The sequence below is a fragment of the Amycolatopsis sp. NPDC043885 genome, assembly GCF_056435685.1.
Window position 1 is genome coordinate 1 of sequence record NZ_JBWKEA010000025.1, and the last position, 18,902, is coordinate 18,902.

The following is an 18,902-nucleotide window of genomic DNA, read 5'->3' on the forward strand; positions in this document are numbered from 1 at the left end:
CCGCGCTCCCGCCCGAAGGCACGGTCCCGTTCGAGGGCAGGGTGCCGTCGGGATCGCGCGGCGGCGCGGGTTTCGAGGACCCGTCGTCGATGGCGAAGGTCACCGGATATCACGTCGGCGAGACGGTGCTCTGGGGTCTCGTCGTCGGCGTCACCGGCTCGCTGATCCCGATGGCCGTGATCGTGCGCGGCGCCCGGAAGGGCAAGTGGGACAGCCACCATGTCACCGATCGCGCCGGACGGCTCGTCCCGTTCGCGGTCTGCATCGGCTCGCTGACCGCCGGCTTCGCCGTCTTGATCGTCGGCGGTGCCCCGCACGAGATGATCGCGCTCGCGGCCGCCGAGCTCGTCTGCCTGGTCGCCGCGCTCGCGATCACCTTCGGGCTCGAGTTCAAGATCTCGATGCATGCGATGGTGGCGGCGGGTGCGGCCGTGATGCTGATCCGTGTCTACGGCCCCTGGCTCGCACTGGTCTTCGTCGGCGTCGCCTGGGTCTGCTGGTCCCGCGTCGAACTCGGAGATCACACCAAAGCCGAGGTCACGGCCGGGATGGCCGCGGGTGTCGTCCTTGGCGGTGGGGTTTATCTGTGCTTGACGTGGTTTTGGCCTGAGCCACGCCGTATAGGTCGTTATACATTTAACCTAATCGCCTGATGCCTTCGGCGAGTTCGGCGACGTCGGCCGCGGCGGCGAAGCCGAGCCGGAGGAACGGTCCGGCTGGTTCGGCGGCGAAGAACCGGTCCCCCGCCCCGACCACGACTCCCCGCTCCCTCGCCGCGCGGGCGACCGCGTTCGCGTCACTCCCCGCCGGTAGCCGCACCCACAGGTGGAGTCCGCCCTCGGGCAGCCGCGCGACAGTCCACTCAGGACGCTCCCCTGCCAGCGCCGCGGCCGCCTTTCCGCACCGCTGCCGTAGTTCGGAGCCCAGTTTCCGCACGTGACGTTCCCAGGACGGCGCGCTGAGCAGTTCGAGGGCGGCCTCCTGCAGTGGACGGGAGACGAAGAAGTCGTCGACCTGCCGGATCGCCTTCATCCGGTCGAGGACCGGCCCTCGCGCGATCACCGCGCCGATCCGAAGACTCGGCGCGGCGGCCTTGGTCACCGATGTCAGATGGACGACCGTGCCGTCCCGGTCGTCGGTGATCAGCGGACGCGGTGCGGTCACCCCATGGGAGAGATACCGGGCGAAGTCGTCCTCCAGGACGAACGCGCCCGCCGCCCTGGCGACGTCCAGCACCCGCGTGCGCCGTTCGGCCGCGAGCACCGTCCCGGTCGGGTTGTGGAAGGTGGGCTGGCAGCAGAAGAGCCGGGCGCCGGTCATCGCGAACGCCTCGGCCAGCAGATCCGGGCGGACTCCGTCGTCGTCGATCGGCACCGGCACCGGCCGGAGTCCCGCCGCCCGGGCGGCGGCGAGCGCTCCCGGATACGTCGGCGATTCGACGAGGACCGGGCTTCCGGGCGCCGCGATCGCCCGGAACGCCATGGACAGCCCACTCTGCCCGCCCGCGGTGATCAGGACGTCGTCCGGCGAAGCACCGGCCGGCCCCGCGAACACCGACCTCAGCGCGGGCAGACCGGCGGCCGGCGCGCGGTCCCAGGCGTCCGGACGGCGGCCCGCCCGCGCCAGCGCCGCACTCAGGAAGCGAGTCGCCTGCAGTGACCGGTGCGGATAGCCGCCGTCGAGGAGGATGGCGCCCTCCGGTGGCGGGCCGAGGGCGCCGGTGAGGGATCTGGTGTCGACGCTGCGATCGGTCAGCGCGACCGTCTGCCACGCCGTGTCGAGCGGTTCGCCCACCGTCGTCGCCTTCGGCGCCACGTAGGTTCCGCTCCCGGGGCGGGTCACGACCGTGCCCTCGGCGGCCAGCAGGGCGATCGCGCGAGAGACCGTTCCCGGGCCGACCCGGTAGCGCTCGATCAGCTCCCGGCTACTGGGCAGCCTCTCCCCTGCGGCCGCAGTGCGGATGAGCGAACGCAACTGGGCGACGAGCGCGGAAGTGCTACTATCCGACATGAAGCAACATGATAGTGCTACTGAGATTCTGGTGAGATCACTACTGGACGTCCCGGCCCTGCGAGCCGATACCCCGGGCAGCGAGAAGGTCGTCCACTTCAACAACGCGGGCTGCGGGCTCCTGGCGAAGCCGGTACTGGCCGCGATGCTCGATCACCTGAATCTCGAAGCCGAGACCGGCGGGTACGAGGCCGCCGCGGCGCGCGCGAGCGAGGTCACCGGCTTCTACGACGAGATCGCGGCCCTGATCAACGCGAGGCCCCGCAACATCGCCTTCGCGGCGAGCGCCACCCACGCCTACTCCACCGCGCTTTCCTCGATCCGCTTCGAGCCCGGCGACGTCGTGCTCACCACCCGCAACGACTTCATCTCCAACCAGATCGCGTTCCTGTCGCTGCGGAAGCGGTTCGGAGTCGAGGTCGTGCACGCACCGGACTCGCGGGAGGGCGGTGTCGACGTGGAGGCCATGGCCACCCTGATGCGCTCGAGGAAGCCGAAGCTGGTCGCCGCAACGCACATTCCGACCAACTCGGGCCTCGTCCAGCCGATCGCCGAGATCGGGCGGCACTGCCGGGAGCTCGGCCTGCTCTACCTGGTCGACGCCTGCCAGTCGATCGGCCAGTACCCCGTCGACGTCGAGGAGATCGGAGCCGACCTGCTCACTTCGACGTGCCGCAAATTCCTGCGTGGTCCGCGCGGTTCGGGGTTCCTGTTCGTCTCCGACCGGTTCCTCGACGCCGGGCACGAGCCGTTGTTCATCGACATGCACGGAGCCCGCTGGAGCGCGCCCGGCGCGTACGAACCGGCGAAGTCGGCTTCCCGGTTCGAAGAATGGGAATTCCCGTACGCCACCGTGCTCGGCTGCGCCGCCGCCGCTAGGTATGCCCGTGAGGTCGGTCTGGAGGCGATCTCACGGCGCACGCCCGCGCTCGCGGCGAGACTGCGGGGCGGGCTCAGCGCCATCCCGGGCGTCGAAGTGCTCGACCGGGGCCCGGAGTTGGGCGCGCTGGTGACGTTCTCCATCAAGGGCTGGGAAGCGGTGCCCTTCAAGGAGGCGATGGACGCCCGCCGGATCAATTCGGCGCTGAGCTACCGGGAGTTCGCGCAGTTCGACTTCGGAGACAAAGACGTCGAGTGGTGCCTGCGGCTGAGCCCGCATTACTACAACACCGAACGGGAAGTGGACGACGTGGCCGCTGCCGTCGCCGAGCTGGCCGCCTGAGCGCGGTTCCCCGCCTGGACACTGGGGGTGTCCGGGCGGGGAACCGTCGGGAGGTCAGGCGCCCGCGAGGCCGCGGCGCTTCAACAGCGGCTCGATCTCCGGATCGCGGCCACGGAACGCGCGGAAGGCCGCCATCGGGTCGACACTGCCGCCCCGCCCGAGGAGCTCGCGGCGGAAGTGGTCGCCGTTCTCCCTGCTGAGCCCGCCGTTCTCACGGAACCACTGGACGGTGTCGGCGTCGAGGACCTCGCTCCAGATGTAGGAGTAGTACCCGGCGCTGTAGCCGCCACTGAAGATGTGCGCGAAGTACGTGGTGCGGTAGCGCGGCGGCACAGCTTCCAGCGCGACACCGGCCTTGGTCAGCGCCTCGGCCTCGAACCGCTGGACGTCCTCGACGTTGTCCTCGGTGCCCAGCGCGTGCCACGCCTGGTCGAGGAGGGATGCCGCGAGGTACTCGGTGGTCGAGAAGCCTTCGCCGTACTGCTGCGACGCCAGGAGCTTGTCGATCTGCTCCTGCGGCAGCGGCTCACCGGTCACGTGGTGCTTGGCGTAGTTGGCCAGCACCTCGGGCCAGAGCATCCACATCTCGTTGACCTGCGAGGGGTACTCGACGAAGTCACGCGGGACGTTGGTGCCCGAGAACATCGGGTACTCGACATCGGAAAGCAGCGAGTGCAGCGCGTGCCCGAACTCGTGGAACGCGGTGACGACCTCGTCGAAGGTCAGCAGGGTCGGCTCCCCCGCCGGTGGCTTGGCGACGTTGAGCACGTTCACCACGACCGTCTTCGTGCCCAGCAGCCTCGTCTGGTCGACGAAGTTGTTCATCCAGGCGCCGCCGCGCTTCGAGTCGCGGGCGTAGTAGTCGAGCAGGAACAGGCCGAGTTCCGTGCCGTCGGCGTCGAAGACCTCGAAGATTCGGACCTCGGCGTGATACTTCGGCAGGTCTTTCCGCTCGGTGAAGCTCAGGCCGTACAGCTTGGACGCGGCGAAGAACACGCCGTCGGTCAGCACCCGGTTCAGCTCGAAATACGGGCGCAGCGCGGCGGTGTCGACCTCGAACCGGTCCTTGCGGACGCGTTCGGCATAGAACGCCCAGTCCCACGGCCGCAGGATCGCGCCGGGGATGTCGGCTTCGAGGTAGCGCTGCAGTTCTTCGGCCTCCGCCTTGGCGTTGGCGACCGCAACGGGCGCGAGCCGTTCCAGGAGACCGACAGCGGCCTGAGCGGTCTTCGCGGTCTCGTCCTCGATGACGTACGAAGCGTGGTCGGGGAAGCCGAGCACGGCGGCCCTTTCCGCACGCAACCGGACCAGCTGGGCCACGACCTCGTTGTTGTCGAACTCGTTGCCCCGGTTGCCACGGGAAACCGATGCGGTGAAGATCCGCTCGCGCAGCGCGCGGTCTTCCAACGAAGCCAGCGCGGCCTGCGCCGTCGGCAGGGTCAGCTTGAGGACGTACTTGCCCTCCTCGCCGGCGGTTTCGGCGGCCGTGGCGATCTCGTCCTCGCCGAGACCCGCGAGTTCCGCGACGTCGTCGACGACCACGGCCAGTTCGTTGGTGTCCTTGAGCAGGTTCTGCTGGAACCGGGTCGACAGCGTCGAAATCTGCTCGTTCAACTCGCGCAGACGCTTCTGGTCGGCTTCGGGAAGACCGGCGCCGGCGCGGCGCACGTCGGTGTGGTGACGCTCCAGCAGGCGTAGCGATTCGGCGTCGAGGCCGAGTTCGTCCCTGCGCTCGAACAGCGAGTCGATCCGGGCGAACAGCGCCGGGTTCAGGTTGATGGCGTCGGCGTGCGCGGCCAGTCGCGGTGCCATCTCGGCCTGCACGCGCTGGATCTCGTCGTTCGCGTTCGACCCGGCGAGGTTGAAGAACACGCTGGAGACGCGGGACAGCAGCCTGCCGGATTTCTCGAGCGCGACGATGGTGTTCTCGAAGGTCGGCGGCTCGGCCGAGCCGGCGATTTCCTCGATCTCGGCGGCGTGCTCGGCCAGGCCCGCTTCGAAGGCGGGAAGGAAGTGCTCGTCGGCGATCCGGTCGAACGGAGGAAGGGCGTAGGGCAGCTCACTCGGCGCGGCGAACGGGTTGTCCTGCGAAATCATCGGTGTTGCTCCCGGGTCGTCGAATCTGCTGGTCTGGCCACCTTACGGGCAGCGAGGGGCCGGTGGATGCCGTCCGTGGCGGTGACGCCACCGATGGCGGTGGTCACGCTCCGGTGGTACCGCCCACCACCGCGTCGGAGCTGCGTTTTCCCTTGCCGCGCTTGGCTTTGGCCTTCGGTTCGGGTGGGGCGACGCCGGCCAGGTCGCCGCCGTTGTCGTTGACGCGCAACACGAACGGACGAGTCTCGGTGTACCGGACGACCGAAACCGACGCCGGATCGACCACGATCCGCTGGAAGGAATCGAGATGCTGGCCGAGCGCGTCGGCGAGGATCGCCTTGATCACATCGCCATGGCTGCATAAGAGCCACACCGCGTTTTCGCCGTGCTTCGCGGTGATCCTCGCGTCGTGCGCGCGAACGGCGGCGACCGCCCGCGCCTGCATCTCGGCGAGCCCTTCCCCGCCAGGGAAGACCGCGGCCGAGGGATGCGCCTGCACGACGCGCCACAGGGGTTCCTTGAACAGATCCTTGAGCGCGCGCCCGGTCCATTCGCCGTAGTCCACTTCGGACAAACCGGGCTCTTTGAGCTTGTCCAGACCGCGTGCCTCGGCCAGCTTCGCGACCGTCTGGCGGCAGCGGAGCATCGGCGAGACCACCAGCTCGGCGAGCGGGACCGGCGCCAGGCGCTCGACGAGCGCGGCGGCCTGCGCCCGGCCGGTGTCGTCAAGGCCGACCTTGGGCGTGCGCCCGGCCAGGACGCCCGAACCGTTCGCCGTGGACTTGCCGTGGCGCAGAAGGATCACAGTACTCACGTGGCCCACCCTACGTGTCGTGCTTTGCCCGGCTACGCGATTCGTCCTCTGGATGCGGTCCTTGCGCGTGCAAGGACCGCATCCAGAGGACTAAATGCGTGAGGATCTACAGGTGCGGGCCCGCGCCGGGGTCCAGGACACCGGTGAAGATCAGCACGAACAGCAGGACACCGAGTACGAGCCGGTAGATCACGAACGGCACGAAGCTCTTGGTCTTGATGTAGGACATCAGCCAGGCGATGACGGCGTACCCGACGCCGAACGCGATCAGCGTCGCCAGGATCGTCGGCCCCCACTGCGCCGGGGCGCCGTCCTTGCCGATGTCGGTCAGCTTGTACAGCCCCGAGCCGAACACCGCCGGCAGCGCCAGCAGGAACGAGTACTCCGCGGCCTCCGCGCGGGTGTAGCCGAGCAGCAGACCGGCGCTGGTGGTGCCGCCGGAACGCGAGACACCCGGGATCAGCGCCAGCGCCTGGGCGAACCCGAAACCGAGGCCGTGCGGCACGGTCAGGTGGTCGAGGGTCCGCTGCTGCTTCCCGATGCGGTCGGCCACCAGGAGGATCAGGCCGAACACGATCAGTGTCGTCGCGGTGATCCGCAGGTCACGGAAGGTTTCGTCGATGGCGTCCTGCAGCAGCAGGCCCAGCACCACGATCGGCATCGAGCCGACGATGATCAGCCAGCCCAGCCGGGCGTCGGGGTCCTGGCGCCAGTCCTTCTTGTAGATCGAAAAGAACCAGGCGCGGAGGATCTTCCCGATCTTGGCCGAGAAGTACAGGATGACCGCGAGTTCGGTACCGATCTGGGTCACCGCGGTGAACGCGGCGCCCGGGTCGTCCCAGCCGGCGAGCGCCGCGGTGATCCGCAGGTGCGCGCTGGAGGAGATCGGCAGGAACTCGGTCAGGCCCTGGACGAGACCCAGGACCAGCGCTTCGAACCATCCCATCAGGCGACACCGGCCGTTTCGATGGCTTCGGCCGCGATCTCGAGGGCGCGTGCGGAGCCCTCCGGGTCCGGCATGGCGGGCGCGACGGTCAGCGTCGTGACGCCGGATCCGGCGAAGGCCTGCATCCGTTCGGCGATGCGCTCCTTCGGCCCCAGCAGCGACGTCGCGTCGATGAACTCCAGCGGGACGGCGGCCATGGCGCCCTCGTAGTCCCTGCCCAGGTACTTCTGCTGGACGTCGGCGGCTTCGCGCTCGAAGCCCATCCGGCAGGCGAGCTGGTTGTAGAAGTTCTTCTCCCGGCTGCCCATCCCGCCGATGTACAGCGCCGCGTACCCGCGGACAGCGTCGGCGCAGGCCTTCCAGTCGTCACCGACAACGAGCGGGACGGTGGGGACGACGTCGAAGCCGTCGAGGGTGCGTCCGGCCTTGTCCGCGCCGGCCTGGATCAGTTTCAGCTGCTCACCGGCGTGCTCGGGCGAATAGAACACCGGCAGCCAGCCGTCCGCGATCTCGCCGGTCAGTTCGAGGTTCTTCGGGCCGATGGCGGCCAGGTACACCGGAATCTCGTCGCGAACGGGGTGCACGGTCAGGGTCAGCGCCTTGCCGGGCCCGCCGGGCAGGGGCAGCTGGAAGTGGTCGCCGTCGTACCGGACCCGCTCGCGGCTCAGCGCCTTGCGGACGATCTCGACGTATTCGCGGGTGCGGCCCAGCGGCGACGCGAACTTCACGCCGTGCCAGCCCTCGGAGACCTGCGGGCCGGAAACACCGAGGCCGAGACGGAACCGGCCGCCGGATAGCGTGTCCAGGGTCGCGGCGGTCATCGCGGTCATCGCCGGTGTCCGCGCCGGGATCTGCAACACCGCGCTGCCCACGTCGATCCGTGAGGTCTGCGCCGCCACCCATGAGAGCACCGTCGGCGCGTCCGAACCGTAGGCCTCCGCGGCCCAGACGACCGCGTAGTCCAGTTCGTCCGCCTTCTTCGCCAATGCCAGGTTGGCCGCGTCGTTTCCCGCGCCCCAATAGCCCAAGTTCAGTCCGAGTCGCACGGCGTGAATGTATCCATCGGAGTGTCACTCCTCCGTTCAGGGTGTTGACAGCCGATGACCCGCACGGTGGTACTCGATCACGACACGCTCACCTGCTCCGCGTCCAGCACTTGCCTTCCGGCTAGGCTCGCCCGTCGTGGAAAAGCGACAGCTCGGCCGGTCGGGACTTCGGGTCTCGCGGATGGCCCTCGGGACCATGACGTGGGGTGGCGACACCGACTCGGAGGAGGCGGCCAGCCAGCTGGTCGCGTTCGTCGACGCCGGGGGCACCCTGGTCGACACCGCCGACATCTACGGCGAGGGCGAGAGCGAACGCGTCCTCGGGGCGTTGCTCGGCGATCTCGTCCCCCGGGACGACATCGTGCTCGCGACCAAGGCCGTGGCCCGCCGTACCGACGGCCCGTTCGGTGGCGGTGCCTCACGCGGCGCCCTCTTGAGCGCGCTCGACGGCTCGCTGCGACGGCTCGGCACCGACCACATCGACCTGTGGCAGCTGCACGCGTGGGACACCACCGTACCGGTCGACGAGACCCTCGGCGCCCTCGAGTACGCCGTGACCAGCGGCAAGGTCCGCTACGTCGGTGTCTCCAACTACTCGGGCTGGCAGCTGGCGACCGCCGCGGCCCGCGGCTCCGCCGCCGCTCCGCTGGTCTCGACGCAGGTCGAGTACTCGCTGCTGGAGCGCGGGGTCGATCGCGAAGTCGTCCCCGCGGCGGAGCACCACGGCATCGGGCTCCTGCCGTGGGCGCCGCTCGGCCGGGGCGTGCTCACCGGCAAGTACCGCAGCGGGACCCCCGCCGATTCGCGCGGCGCTTCGAGTGTTTTCGCGGGCTATGTCGAACATCACCGGACCGATCGCGCGGCCCGGATCGTGCAGGCGGTCGCGACGGCCGCGGACGGCCTCGGCACCTCGCCGCTGGCGGTCGCGCTGGCGTGGGTCCGCGACCGGCCCGGAGTGGTCGCGCCCGTGGTCGGAGCCCGTGACACCGGTCAGCTGACCGGTTCGCTGACGGCCGAGGAGATCACGCTCCCGCCCGCCATCCGCTCGGCGCTCGACGACGTCAGCGCGATCGAGGTCGGATACCCGGAACGCGGCCTCTGAGCCGTCTCGAATACTGGATTAGGTGACTGTTGGGTGACGCTGACGTGACGTGGTGGAGTTCCAGGAGGATGCTGGACAAGTCCGTTCGACGAGTAGCAGGTGGAGGCACCAAGGTGGGTCGGCTGTCCGCCGTTTCCCGGATCGCGATCCCGCTCGCCGGTGTCCTGGTGCTCTCGTCCTGTAGTACGGACGACACGCCGAACGACTCCTTGCAGATCGTGCAGAACCCCGTCGCGGCCACCGCGGCGGTCTCCCCCGCGGTGACGGTCAAGCCCGCGGGGTCGGTGTTCGCGGTGCCGAGTGTGAAGGCGCTGGTGACCGACGAGGCGAGCAAGACGCTGGTCGCCGCGGTTTCGGAGCCGCCGTCGCTGCGAATCTATGATCTCGCCGCCCTGGACTCCCCTAAGACGACCGTGGCCTTGCCGGGTCCCGCCGAGCGGCTGACCGTCTCCGGTTCCCAGGTGCTCGCCAGCGTCCCTGGCAAGAGCATGCTGGCGAAGGTCTCGCTGCCCGGTGGCGCGCTGGAGACGGTCCCGGTCGCGGGGCAGCCGTCGGCCGGTCTCGCCGACGGTGAAGCGACGCTGGTCTCGGTGCGGGACCGCAAGGCCGTCGAGGTGCTGTCGAAGAACGCGGGACCGAAGACCATCACCGGCCAGATCTACAGCGCCGACGACGTGCTGAACACCGGTGACGGCGTGGTCGTGCTCGACAAGCTCCGCACCGCCCTGTTCGCCGTCGACCTCGACGAGGGCAAGATCGGCGAGGGCCTGCGGGCGGGCGACGGCGCGGCCAACGCCGTCACCGACGATCTGGGACGCGTCTTCGTCACCGACGCGCGGGCGGGCGCGCTGCTGGCGTTCTCCACGACGCCGTTGCTGCTGCGCCAGCGCTATCCCGTGCCGGGCGGGGCGTACGGCATCGCCTACGACCGCACCCGTGGCCTCGTCTGGGTCACGCTCACCGAACGCAACGAGGTAGTCGGTTTCGACGTCCGCGGTGGAGAACCGATCGAGAAACACCGGTTCCCCACCGTGCGGCAGCCAGATTCGGTCACCGTCGACGAGCAGGGCGGCCGTGTGGTCGTCGGCTCGGCCATCGGAGAAGGGATCCAGGTGATCACGCCATGACAGTCGTGGACGAGGCGGTGGTCGAAGGGGATTGGGAGTACCGGCGGTTGCAGCTTCCGCCCGGTGTTTCCCGGCGGGCGGCGGCGACGCAGCTGTCGATCCACGCCGAGTTCGCGGGCTGGGAACTGTCGACCGTCCGGCTCTACTCCGATGGGACCAGGAGGGTGTGGTTGCGCCGCAAGCGCACCGCCACACCCCTGCCCGGCCTCATCACTTGAACACCCGGCCGAGCCACTCGGCCCAGAGCGCGTCCTGTTCCGCGGAGTCGACGTCGCCGAACAGGTGATGCATCGCGCACATCGGCCCGGCGAAGCCGCGGACGAACCTCAGTAGCGCGTCCGCGGTCCGGATCCCGACCGTCTGCGCGTTCGCGAAATAGACCTCGCCGTCCACAGTGGACACCGGGCCGGTGGACAGGCGGACCCGGTCCCCCGTCCGCGGCCGCCCGGCGAGGCCGAGTTCCCGGCCCAGCGTCGGCCAAGCGCTGTCCCAGTCCGCGATCATCGGCCCGAATACGGTCACCGGCACCGCTTTCCGGCCGGCGAAACGGTTGAGGTACTCGACGAGGGTGCGGAGGAACAGCTCGCCGCCCGCGGTCATAGCCTCGAACTCGTCTTCCCAGTCGTCGCCAGGCAGGAAGCCGCTTGTCACGGTCCGCAGCACGGTGCTACCGCCGGACCGGCCCTCGATGAGGAACTCGTAGGCGACGAAGCGTCCGTCCGGCGCGGGTTCCGTGCCGTAGACCAGGCGTTCCAGCGGGTCCCACGCCGTGATCGCCGAGGTGGGTTCAAAGCCGCCGAAAGCGGTCTTCACAGTGCCGCCGACGCCGCCGTCGACCTCGTTGCGTCCCATGAACCATGACGTGATCCCCGGCCCGGTCGCGATGGCGTCCCAGACCTGTTCCGGCGTCGCGTCGATCTCGACGCGGTCGGTGATCTCGAATTCGTGGCCCATTCAGCGCTCCTCGGGCTCGGTGCGGACGCTCGGGTGGACGGCGACGACGATCCGGTGATCGCGGCCCTGTTCGGCGCCTTCGTCGTGGTACTTGCTCACCAGGTTCGTGATCGCGACGGTGAGCTCTTCGGCGAACGCGGCCCTGTCCGCTGCGGAGGAGAACCGCACCTCGCCGTCGATCGCGAAGGTCGCGACCCGTTTGCGTGCCTTGGTCGCTCCGGTGATCAGCAGGCCGACGTCGCGCACCAGCCTGCCGGCCACGGCCAGCAGCCAGCGTGCGGACAGGCGGTCCGGCGACTGGGCCGGATCTGGTTGCACGGCTGAGAGCGCCGTCGGCGAGATGACGTACGACGACGCCGTCGCGCGCATCATGCGCTCGGTGACGTTGCCCTTCCGCCGTTCCTCGACCAACTCCACGAGCCCGTGCTTCTCCAGCGCGCGAAGGTGGTAGTTCACTTTCTGTCTCGGCAGATCGACCCGCGCGGCCAGCATCGTGGCCGACGCCGGTTCGGCGAGTTCGGCGAGCAGCCGGGCCCGGACCGGATCCAGCGACACTTCGGCCGCTTCCGCGTCCTCGATCACCGCAACGGAGAACATGCCAAGAACGTGCCACCGAAAACAGATTTTGTCAAGACAGTTCGGCTTGTCGGCGGGCCTGGTTCGCCAGCGCGAGCAGGCGGGGAATGACCTGCGGGGCCGCCTCGAGCGGGACGACGTGCCCGACGCCGGGCAGGACCACGGCCGTCCCGTTCTCCACCGCGCCCGCCAGTTCCTCGACGTCCGCCGTCGGCACGAGCTTGTCCCGCTCCCCCACGATCGCCGTCACCGGCACAGCCCCGACCTGCGACAGCGCCGATTCCCGCGTGTAGGCGTCCAGTGCGGGGCGGAAGGCGGACACCGTCTGCGGCCAGTTGCCGCGGATCATCCGCACGGTCAGTTCGACGTCGGCGGGCACCGGGTCGTCGCCGAAGAGCCACCACCTCAGCCCGGCGGTCACCGCCTTGCTCGTGTGCTCCCGTACCAGGCCGATCAGTTTCGTCCCGAAGACGATCTCCAGGTCACGGCCGAGCTTCCCGAGCGCGTTCGGCCAGATCGCGTCCGGGGTGACGCCGCCCGCCGACATCGCGAGCAACCCGATCCCGGCCGCCCTCGCCGCGAAGACGTCCGGGTGGCGCTGGGCGAGCGACAGGATCGCGAGCCCACCCATGTCATGGCCGACCAGGACCACCTTGCCGCCGGGGACCACCTTGTCCAGCACCTCGGCCAGATCGTCGGCGAGCTTCCCCATGGTCGCCGACGACGCCCGGACCTCACCGGATTCTCCGTGGCCGCGCTGGTCGTAGGCCACCACGGCGAGAGGTTCCTCGGACGCCTCGGCGAGCACCGGCGCGATGGCACGCCAGCTGCGCCTGTCGAGGGCGTACCCGTGGAGGAGCACCACGGTCACCGGCGCCGACGGATCACCCCAGCGCTCGAAGTGCAGGGGTGTCCCGTCGGCGGCCAGCAGACCGGGCATCAGGCAGAGCGGAGGAAGCGGTCGAGTACGCGCACGCCGAACTTCAGCGCGTCGACCGGGACACGCTCGTCGACCCCGTGGAACAGCGCGGAGAAGTCTAGGTCCGCGGGCAGCTGCAGCGGGGCGAAGCCGAAGTTGCGGATCCCGAGCGACTGGAACGACTTCGCGTCGGTGCCCCCGGAGAGCATGTACGGGAGTGTGCGGGCGCCCGGGTCCTCGGCGAGGACCGCGTTGGTCATCGCGTCGACCAGGGCACCGTCGAAGGTCGTCTCGACCGGCGGCAGCTCCATCCACTCCTTCTCGATGTCCGGGCCGAGGATCTCCTCCAGTTCGGCGTTGAACGCCTCGAGCCTGCCAGGAAGGATCCGGCAGTCGACCGAAGCCTCCGCGACGGACGGGATGACGTTCGACTTGTAGCCCGCGGTGAGCATCGTCGGGTTCGCCGTGTCGCGCAGGGTCGCGCCGATCATCCGGGAGATGTTGCCGAGTTTGGCGACGGAACCTTCGATGTCGTCCTCGGGGAAGTCCCAGCCGGTGATCTCGGTGACGCCGTCCAGGAACTCGCGGACGGAGTCGGTCATGACCAGCGGGAAGCGGTGGTTGCCGAGCCTGGCGACGGCCTCGGACAGCTTGGTGACGGCGTTGTCGCGGTGGATCATCGAGCCGTGACCGGCGGTGCCGCGCACCCGCAGCTTCATCCAGCGGATGCCCTTTTCGGCCGTCTCGATGAGGTACGCGCGGACGTTGTCCTTCAGCGTGATCGAGAAGCCGCCGACCTCGCTGATCGCCTCGGTGACGCCTTCGAACAGCTCGGGCCGGTTCTCGACCAGCCACTGGGCGCCGTACTTGCCGCCCGCCTCTTCGTCGGCCAGGAAGGCGAAGACGAGGTCACGCGGCGGGACGATGCCGTTGATCTTGTAGTGCCGGGCCAGCGCGAGCGCCATGCCGCACATGTCCTTCATGTCCACCGCGCCGCGGCCCCAGACGTAGTCGTCCTGGATCGCACCGGAGAACGGGTGCACCGACCACTCCGAGGCGTCGGCGGGGACGGCGTCGAGATGACCGTGGATCAGGAGCGCGCCGCGCGACGGGTCGGCGCCCGGCAGCCGGACGATCACGTTATGGCGGTCCTTGCCCCCGGACTCGACATAGGTGATCTCGTAGCCCGCGTCGGTGAGCTTCTCGGCGACGTACTCCGCCGCGGCGCGTTCACCGACCAGCGTGTCGGGGTCACCCGTGTTGGTGGTGTCGATGCGGATCAGTTCACTGGTGAGGGTGACTGCCTCTTCGGCGGCTGCTTCGATCAAATTCGGTTCGGTCACCAGGCATTCCTACCATTGGCGGAGCCCGCCGACCCGCTGCCACCGCCTGGTGGACGGCGTGTGAAGACCCACTCAGGCGGCTGCCGCCGCGTCATGGGCAGGCAGCGGGTGATCGCGCGCAAGCGGACAAGCACCTTCGCCGCTGAACGATCACGGCACCGTAGCACCGCTGTGCGCGAGATGCGTCAATCCGACCCGAGCTTCTGGGGCCGCTGCCCGACCTGCCAACAGACGTGGCAGTTGAGCCTGAGTCCTTGCCTGCGTTGCACCCTCGGCCAGCGAGTACGCAGCCTCCTCGGCGACCGCGCCGAGCTCGCGGCACCGCACCACGCGATCACCCACGTCGAACGGCCCGACACTGCCATGGGCTGGCTCGCACGCCCCAACGTCAGCGCGCTACTCGCCGCACTTGGCCGGGATGACCGCCCGCTCACCCACGAGGTGCTCGACGAGCTACCCGCCAGCGAGACCCTGGCCCACCTACGCAGTGTCCCGGCCGCCACCGGCACCCTGCCCTCCGCGGGACGAGCGCCTTGTCGTCCTGGAACGCTGGATCGGCGACCGGGTGGCGCGCTGACCGACTGGACGGATCGAGGTCACGGCGGCGGCCCGCCTCCACCCGAAGCACTGACCGGCAAGCGGCAGTTTTGGCGCGCGGGGGTCACAACCGCACCGCATTCTGTGACACTTTGACGGGCTGTGTCCCGCTGTGACAGCGCGAGAAGGGAATCTGCTGTGTCCGGAATGCTCAACAGACGCAAGGCGCTCGCTCTCGGTGGTGGTGCCGCGCTCGGCGTCCTGGCCGCCGGTGCCGACACGGCTTCCGCCGCGACGGGATGGATCCGGCTGCCGATCGTCACCGCCAACATCGGCCGCGACAACCTCGGGGCGCGCGAGGCCGCGATCGACGCCGTCCGCAACTGTGACCCCCTGGTGCGGCCTCTGGTGGGCTGGCAGGAGATCAACGAGGGCGACACCGGTGAGCCCGCGATGATCGACCACTACTTCGGGCCCCTGTACAACAACGCGTTCCTGCGGCACAACACGTCGTTCCGGATCCCGATCTCGATCCCGCAGCCGTGGGCGGTGGCGAGCGCGAAGACCACGTATGTGCACGGCGGCATCAGCGGGGTGACCCCGCCGCGCTGGATCAACGAGGTCGTGGTGCGTCACCAGAGCTACCCGACGCTCCAGTTCGCGCTGATCAACTCGCACTACATCGCCAACGCGTACAACGGCGACCAGCGCACCGACCTGCGCGACGAGTGGAACGAGCACAAGAGAATCCACGCCAGTCGCGTGCTCGCGCACCACAACGTCGGGCGCCTGGTCTTCTGGACCGCGGATACCAACAACCCGAACTACTACAAGGCCACCAGCCTGGACGCGGAGCGCCGGTGCTTCGGCACCGGTATCGACCGCATCAACTGGCTGGCGGGCAACGGCGTCGTCCAGGAGCAGTTCATCGACACCAAGACTGTGGACATGCGCGTGGACGGGCATGACGCCCGGGTCGCCGTCTTCCAGGTCCGCCTGGCCTGACGGCACGCACGGGCCGGGCGCCGCCCCGCCCGGCCCGTGCCATGGCTGAGGTCTCGAAGGGGCAGAACCCTCGTCCGCGGCGAGCCGGTCTATCCGGTGTTCGCCGGATAACGGCCGTGCAGGAGTGCGTTGACTGTTCGCGCCTGAAGGCGGGGCTGTAGCGGTCTGAGCGTCGTGGCCGATATCGACGGTTGACGGTCGTGGCGACGTGAGGGGTTCGGTGTGATCGAGTCGGTCGAGCTGGTGGTAGCGGCGTTGGCCGCGGGTGCGGCGGTGGGGGCGCGTGAGACGGCGTCGAACGCGGTGAAGGACGCTTATTCGGGGGTGAAGACGCTGGCCCTCCGCACGTTGCGCCGCGGCGATTCCGTGCCGCCCGAGGTGGTGGAGGCGGTCGAGTCCGACGCGATCACGCCGATCGAGGACGGGGCCGCGCGGCGACGCGAACTCACCGCGGCCTTGGCCGCGGCGGACGCGGGGGCGGATGACGAGCTTGTGGCGGCGGCGCTCAAGGTCCTGGAGCTGACCGATCCCGCCGGAACCCAGGAGGGAAAGTGCCGGGTGCTGATGCACGGCAACAAAGGCGTGCAGGTCGGCGACCACAACACTCAGACCAACACCTTCGGCTGACACCGTCGCCGATGCCCTCGAACCCCTACGGTTCCGACGGAGAACCGGCCGCCGCGTACGAGATCCGCGGCGGCCAAGGCGTGCAGGTGGGAAACCACAATGTCCAGCACAACACCTATGCGCAGCACGTCCACGTACCCGCGGCCGTCACGCCGATGGAGCAGATCGACACACCGGCCGGTCTGGTCAACCTGCCGAAACGGTCCGCGATGTTCGTCGGCCGTGGCGGGGACCTGCAGCGGCTGCGGGAGGCGATCACGGCGTCCTCGTCGGGATCGGTGGTGGTGACCGCGGTGCACGGCTTGGGCGGGATCGGCAAAAGCACGCTGGCCGCGCACTACGCCGACACGCACCGCGCCGGCCACTCACTGGTGTGGTGGATCACCGCCGACGCCCCCACGTCCATCGAGACCGGCTTGGCGCGCCTGGCGGTCGCGCTGCAACCCGCAGTGGGAACTCTGCCGCTGGAGCAGCAGACCGAGCACGGCCTGCGCTGGCTGGCCACCCACAGCGGCTGGTTGCTGATCCTGGACAACCTTCCTGGACCGAATGACGCGGCGACGCTGCTGGCTCGCCTGCCCGGGGGCCAGGTGCTGATCACCAGCCGGCGCACCACCGGCTGGCACGACATCGCCACCACGCCGCTCTCGCTCGACGTCCTGGAACCCGGCCAGGCGCACGAACTGCTCACCCGGATCCTGACCCACCACGACCCCGCCGCCGGCACCGACGGCACGGACACCTTGTGTGCCGAACTGGGATTTCTGCCGCTGGCCATCGAGCAGGCCGGCGCCTTCATGGCCGAAACCGGTTCCACGGCCGGCGAATACCTCGACCTGCTCGGCCGATACCCGGCCACCATGTACGGCGAAACCGCCGAGGGCGGGAACACGCAGCGGACCATGGCCCGGATCTGGCGCGTCACCCTTGATCGGCTCGCCGACACTCCGTTGGCGGGCAAGGTGTTGCGAGTGCTGGCCTGGTACGCCCCCGACGACATTCCCACCACGCTGCTGAACGAGATCGATGACGAGCTCGCCGTGACCAAGGCGTTGGGACGCCTGGCCGCCTACGCCATGATCACCCGCAACGGTGCAGTGATCAGCGTGCACAGGCTCGTGCAGGCGGTCACCCGCACCCCCGACCCCGATGACCTCCATCGCAGCCCGGTCGACGTCGCATACGCACGCGACCACGCCACCAGCGCTCTGAGCCGGGCACTCCGACCGCTGAATCCCGAGGCGCCCCAAGACTGGCCAGGGCTGCGGGTCCTGGTGCCCCACGCTCAATCACTCATCGGCAACACCGCCCCTGAGGACGACACCGGCGACACCATCTTCGTCCTCGGCCAGTTGGGGCGATTTCTGGGGAACCAGGGAGCAGTGGCGATGGCGACGGGATACTTGGACCGTTGCCTCATCGACTGTGTGCGGGTGCTGGGTCCTGACCACCCCGGCACTCTGACCTCCCGCAACAACCTCGCCGCCGCCTACGAGTCGGCAGGGGATCTCCGACAGGCGATCCGGCTGTACGAGGCCGCTCTGGCCGATCGCGAACGGGTGCTGGGCCTCGACCATCCGGACACCCTGACCTCCCGCAACAACCTCGCCTACGCCTACCGGTCGGCGGGGAATCTCGAATACGCGATCTCGCTGCATATAGGCACCCTCGCCGATCGCGAGCGAGTGCTGGGCCTCGACCATCCGGACACCCTGACCTCCCGCAACAATCTCGCCGGCGCCTACGAATCGGCGGGGGATCTCCGGCAAGCGATCCGGCTGTACAAGGCCGCTCTGGCCGATCGCGAACGGGTGCTGGGCCTCGACCACCCGGACACCCTGACCTCCCGCAACAACCTCGCCGGCGCCTACCGGTCAGCAGGTGATCCCGGGCAAGCGATCCCGCTGTGCGAAGCGACCCTCGCCGACTGTGAACGGGTCCTGGGCCCCGACCACCCCAGGACGTTGACGTCCCGTAACAATCTGGCGGGCGCCTACGAGATGGCGGGGAATCTCAGGAAGGCGATCCCGCTGTACGAGGCCAACCTCGCCGACCGCGAGCGCCTACTGGGCCCCGACCACCCCAGTACTCTGACCTCCCGCAACAATCTCGCCGCCGCTTACGAGATGGCGGGAAAACTCGAGCAGGCGATCCCGCTGTATGAAGCGACCCTCGCCGACTGTGAGCGGGTGCTGGGCCCGGACCACCCCGACACTCTGATCTCCCGCAACAACCTCGCCTACGCCTGCTGGCTGGCAGGAGACCTCGGGCGGGCGATCCCTTTGCACGAGGCCACTCTCGCCGCCCGCGAACGGGTACTCGGTCCCAGTCACCCGCACACTCTGTCCTCTCGACACAACCTCGCCGGCGCCTACGAATCGGCGGGGGATCTCCGGCAAGCGATCCCGCTGTACAAAGCCACCCTTGCCGCCTACAAGCGGATACTGGGGCCCGGCCACCCCGAAACCCGGGCCGTACGCGCCAATCTTCGCCGCGCCCGCGGAAGGTGACACCTCGAAGAACGGCCCAGTGATGCGCTCGTGTCCCGTCGGACCGGCGGAAGTGGCCGGGAGCGGG

Annotated in this window: 18 protein-coding genes; 9 read left to right on the forward strand and 9 right to left on the reverse strand. The window is 69.2% G+C overall.

The genetic code is table 11. From position 1 onward, the window contains the following. Positions 1-41: 41 nt before the first annotated feature. Entirely contained in the window at positions 42-653 is a 612-nt protein-coding gene (locus AC069I_RS40660) for a hypothetical protein (RefSeq protein ID WP_478229483.1), read from the forward strand. Here AC069I_RS40660 and AC069I_RS40665 read toward each other — a convergent pair. Next, positions 637-2,010 (reverse strand): aminotransferase-like domain-containing protein, encoded by a 1,374-nt coding sequence (locus AC069I_RS40665; RefSeq protein ID WP_478229480.1) that lies wholly within the window; start codon positions 2,008-2,010, stop codon positions 637-639. The genes AC069I_RS40660 and AC069I_RS40665 overlap by 17 nt on opposite strands. A 31-nt stretch (positions 2,011-2,041) precedes the next feature. Here AC069I_RS40665 and AC069I_RS40670 point away from each other — a divergent pair, with 31 nt between their 5' ends. Beyond that, positions 2,042-3,232, forward strand: coding sequence for an aminotransferase class V-fold PLP-dependent enzyme (locus tag AC069I_RS40670; protein ID WP_478229479.1), 1,191 nt, complete (start codon positions 2,042-2,044; stop codon positions 3,230-3,232). A 54-nt stretch (positions 3,233-3,286) separates the two neighbouring features. On the opposite strand, the gene AC069I_RS40675 is transcribed toward AC069I_RS40670, so the two are convergent. The 4 genes from AC069I_RS40675 to AC069I_RS40690 form a co-directional block, all read right to left on the reverse strand. After that, on the reverse strand, positions 3,287-5,329 hold the full coding sequence (locus AC069I_RS40675) for a M3 family metallopeptidase (protein WP_478229478.1): 2,043 nt from the start codon (positions 5,327-5,329) through the stop codon (positions 3,287-3,289). Between the two features lie 103 nt (positions 5,330-5,432). Next, positions 5,433-6,143: a histidine phosphatase family protein gene (locus tag AC069I_RS40680; protein ID WP_478229477.1), complete on the reverse strand. Its 711-nt coding sequence runs from the start codon at positions 6,141-6,143 to the stop codon at positions 5,433-5,435. Positions 6,144-6,249: 106 nt separating this feature from the next. Further along, positions 6,250-7,089: an undecaprenyl-diphosphate phosphatase gene (locus tag AC069I_RS40685; RefSeq protein ID WP_478267744.1), complete on the reverse strand. Its 840-nt coding sequence runs from the start codon at positions 7,087-7,089 to the stop codon at positions 6,250-6,252. Further along, a complete protein-coding gene (locus tag AC069I_RS40690; RefSeq protein WP_340681781.1) occupies positions 7,089-8,135 on the reverse strand; it encodes an LLM class F420-dependent oxidoreductase in 1,047 nt (348 codons plus the stop codon). Before AC069I_RS40690 ends, AC069I_RS40685 begins: the two co-directional genes overlap by 1 nt. A gap of 136 nt (positions 8,136-8,271) precedes the next feature. On the opposite strand from AC069I_RS40690, the gene AC069I_RS40695 reads away from it, so the two are divergent. From AC069I_RS40695 to AC069I_RS40705, 3 genes are all read left to right on the forward strand, one after another. Further along, complete coding sequence (locus AC069I_RS40695) at positions 8,272-9,237, forward strand: aldo/keto reductase (protein ID WP_478229475.1); 966 nt, start codon at positions 8,272-8,274, stop codon at positions 9,235-9,237. A gap of 113 nt (positions 9,238-9,350) precedes the next feature. Further along, positions 9,351-10,364, forward strand: a complete 1,014-nt coding sequence (locus AC069I_RS40700) for a YncE family protein (protein WP_478267745.1) — start codon at positions 9,351-9,353, stop codon at positions 10,362-10,364. Further along, complete coding sequence (locus AC069I_RS40705; protein WP_016334446.1) at positions 10,361-10,582, forward strand: DUF5703 family protein; 222 nt, start codon at positions 10,361-10,363, stop codon at positions 10,580-10,582. The genes AC069I_RS40700 and AC069I_RS40705 overlap by 4 nt, the downstream gene beginning before the upstream one ends. Here the strand turns inward: AC069I_RS40705 and AC069I_RS40710 are convergent. The 4 genes from AC069I_RS40710 to AC069I_RS40725 are packed head-to-tail and all read right to left on the reverse strand — an operon-like array spanning position 10,575 to position 14,156. After that, entirely contained in the window at positions 10,575-11,318 is a 744-nt protein-coding gene (locus AC069I_RS40710; protein ID WP_478229473.1) for an SRPBCC family protein, read from the reverse strand. The genes AC069I_RS40705 and AC069I_RS40710 overlap by 8 nt on opposite strands. Next, positions 11,319-11,915: a winged helix-turn-helix domain-containing protein gene (locus tag AC069I_RS40715; RefSeq protein WP_007029600.1), complete on the reverse strand. Its 597-nt coding sequence runs from the start codon at positions 11,913-11,915 to the stop codon at positions 11,319-11,321. 31 nt (positions 11,916-11,946) lie between these two features. Next, positions 11,947-12,834, reverse strand: a complete 888-nt coding sequence (locus AC069I_RS40720; RefSeq protein WP_478229472.1) for an alpha/beta fold hydrolase — start codon at positions 12,832-12,834, stop codon at positions 11,947-11,949. After that, positions 12,834-14,156 (reverse strand): M20/M25/M40 family metallo-hydrolase, encoded by a 1,323-nt coding sequence (locus AC069I_RS40725; RefSeq protein ID WP_037338283.1) that lies wholly within the window; start codon positions 14,154-14,156, stop codon positions 12,834-12,836. Before AC069I_RS40725 ends, AC069I_RS40720 begins: the two co-directional genes overlap by 1 nt. 240 nt (positions 14,157-14,396) lie before the next feature. Between AC069I_RS40725 and AC069I_RS40730 the strand changes: the two genes are divergently transcribed. The 4 genes from AC069I_RS40730 (at position 14,397) to AC069I_RS40745 (ending at position 18,835) form a co-directional block, all read left to right on the forward strand. Then, on the forward strand, positions 14,397-14,849 hold the full coding sequence (locus tag AC069I_RS40730; RefSeq protein ID WP_478267746.1) for a hypothetical protein: 453 nt from the start codon (positions 14,397-14,399) through the stop codon (positions 14,847-14,849). A 51-nt stretch (positions 14,850-14,900) separates the two neighbouring features. Continuing rightward, positions 14,901-15,698 carry a hypothetical protein gene (locus AC069I_RS40735; protein WP_478229471.1) on the forward strand — a complete coding sequence of 266 codons (798 nt, stop codon included), beginning with the start codon at positions 14,901-14,903 and terminating at the stop codon, positions 15,696-15,698. 222 nt (positions 15,699-15,920) lie between these two features. Then, the gene (locus AC069I_RS40740) at positions 15,921-16,325 is read left to right on the forward strand and encodes a hypothetical protein (protein WP_478267747.1); all 405 of its coding nucleotides are present in this window, start codon (positions 15,921-15,923) and stop codon (positions 16,323-16,325) included. Between the two features lie 11 nt (positions 16,326-16,336). Then, a complete protein-coding gene (locus AC069I_RS40745; RefSeq protein ID WP_478267748.1) occupies positions 16,337-18,835 on the forward strand; it encodes a tetratricopeptide repeat protein in 2,499 nt (832 codons plus the stop codon). Positions 18,836-18,902 lie beyond the last annotated feature (67 nt).

Bases quoted from the DNA above. Each gene is read 5' to 3' on its own strand.
- AC069I_RS40665 (WP_478229480.1), bottom strand. From the start codon at position 2,010: ATGTCGGATAGTAGCACTTCCGCGCTCGTCGCCCAGTTGCGTTCGCTC.
- AC069I_RS40715 (WP_007029600.1), bottom strand. From the start codon at position 11,915: ATGTTCTCCGTTGCGGTGATCGAGGACGCGGAAGCGGCCGAAGTGTCG.
- AC069I_RS40710 (WP_478229473.1), bottom strand. From the start codon at position 11,318: ATGGGCCACGAATTCGAGATCACCGACCGCGTCGAGATCGACGCGACG.
- AC069I_RS40685 (WP_478267744.1), bottom strand. From the start codon at position 7,089: ATGGGATGGTTCGAAGCGCTGGTCCTGGGTCTCGTCCAGGGCCTGACC.
- AC069I_RS40745 (WP_478267748.1), top strand. From the start codon at position 16,337: ATGCCCTCGAACCCCTACGGTTCCGACGGAGAACCGGCCGCCGCGTAC.
- AC069I_RS40720 (WP_478229472.1), bottom strand. From the start codon at position 12,834: ATGCCCGGTCTGCTGGCCGCCGACGGGACACCCCTGCACTTCGAGCGC.
- AC069I_RS40735 (WP_478229471.1), top strand. From the start codon at position 14,901: ATGCTCAACAGACGCAAGGCGCTCGCTCTCGGTGGTGGTGCCGCGCTC.
- AC069I_RS40675 (WP_478229478.1), bottom strand. From the start codon at position 5,329: ATGATTTCGCAGGACAACCCGTTCGCCGCGCCGAGTGAGCTGCCCTAC.
- AC069I_RS40705 (WP_016334446.1), top strand. From the start codon at position 10,361: ATGACAGTCGTGGACGAGGCGGTGGTCGAAGGGGATTGGGAGTACCGG.